General features: G+C 74.6%; 4 protein-coding genes. All 4 read left to right on the top strand.

Going from position 1 to position 1,236, the window contains the following annotated elements; translation table 11 throughout:
- Positions 1–289: hypothetical protein (locus tag N4P33_RS35365; protein WP_260831008.1), on the top strand; the 289-nt coding region annotated here is incomplete at its 5' end.
- Positions 286–648 carry a hypothetical protein gene (locus N4P33_RS35360; protein WP_260831007.1) on the top strand — a complete coding sequence of 121 codons (363 nt, stop codon included), beginning with the start codon at positions 286–288 and terminating at the stop codon, positions 646–648. The genes N4P33_RS35365 and N4P33_RS35360, both read left to right, overlap by 4 nt.
- Positions 645–1,007, top strand: a complete 363-nt coding sequence (locus N4P33_RS35355) for a DUF6907 domain-containing protein (protein WP_260831006.1) — start codon at positions 645–647, stop codon at positions 1,005–1,007. The genes N4P33_RS35360 and N4P33_RS35355 overlap by 4 nt, the downstream gene beginning before the upstream one ends.
- The coding region (locus N4P33_RS35350; RefSeq protein WP_260831005.1) for a hypothetical protein at positions 1,004–1,236 on the top strand (233 nt) is incomplete at its 3' end. The genes N4P33_RS35355 and N4P33_RS35350, both read left to right, overlap by 4 nt.

The following is a 1,236-nucleotide window of genomic DNA, read 5'->3' as shown; positions in this document are numbered from 1 at the left end:
TCAGCACGCCCGCCGCGCCGTCGCCACCAGCCCGCTGCAGCCCGTCCGCACCCGACTCGTCGCCGCCGGCCTCGACGACGCCACCGCCAAGCGGTTCGCCGGCGCCTTCTCCCGCGGCCTGGTCGCCGACGGCGCCCGCACCACGAAGATCAAGCTGAAGGCGCGCGTCACCCGCACCGTGCAGGTCAAGCTCTACTCCGCCCGCACCTTCGCGCAGCGTCTCGCCACCTACCGCCCCAAGGACCGCGCCTTCGCCGCCCGCTTCGAGGCCCTGGCGGTGGCCCTGTGACCAGCCACCCCACGACCAGCACGGCGCCCACCACGGTGGGCGCCCTGCCCGCCCCGGCCCGCGACCTCCTCGCCGCGATCCTCGAAGCCCTCGACATCCCCCACCCCGCCACCACCGGCGACGCCGAGGTGCACGACCGGATCCTCGGCGACCGCATCAGCCACACCGTCGTCGTCCTGCGGAACCTCCTCGACGACAAGCCGCTCATGGGCATCGAGTGGACCACCGCCTACCTCCGGGACCGGCTCGCCGACCACCCGCCGGTCGGCTACGTCACGTGCGAGCAGGCGCACGCCGCGCTCGCCGAGGGCAAGTCGTGGTCCGAGGCCGTCGCCTCTCCCGCTGGGGAGGACCGGTGACCGAGCTGCGCACGATCACCCTGGCCACCGCCGACCACGGCGACGTCACCCTGACCGAGCCGTCCTGGTGCCGCGGCCATCGCGACCACGACCCCGAGACGCTGCGCGTCGACCTCGCCCACACCAGCGAGGACGTCACCCTGCAGTTCCGCGGCTGGCCGATCGCGTACGCCTGCCTCGACCAGGCCCCGTTCGCCGAGGTCGCCACCCGGGATGTGCAGGTGTCCGTCAGCCTGATCGGCCGCGCTCTGGACGCGCGTGGCGTGTACGAGCTGGCCGCCGACATCGACACGTTCGCCGACCGGCTCCGCGGCCTCGCCGACCAGCTGGCCTCGATCCGCGCCGAGGGGGACCTGTGAGCCTCCGCGACCGCGCCCGCGAAGCCCAGTACAGCGCCATGAACACGGCCGACGGATCGCCCGCATCGGCCCGCCGCGCCACGCAGGTCGCCTCCATGGCCGCCAACGCCGCCGCCACGCACGGCCACACCGGCACCGCCACGGCGATCGCCGTCGCCGGTGCCGCGGCCGTAGCCGCCGAGGGCGCCCTGACCAACTACGTCTACCCGCCCGGCGACTACGCCACGTT

Origin of the sequence: Streptomyces sp. 15-116A, assembly GCF_025290915.1 — a bacterium.
Classification (GTDB): domain Bacteria; phylum Actinomycetota; class Actinomycetes; order Streptomycetales; family Streptomycetaceae; genus Streptomyces.
Note: the sequence above shows the minus strand (reverse complement) of the source record. Positions and strands in the feature narration are given on the sequence as shown.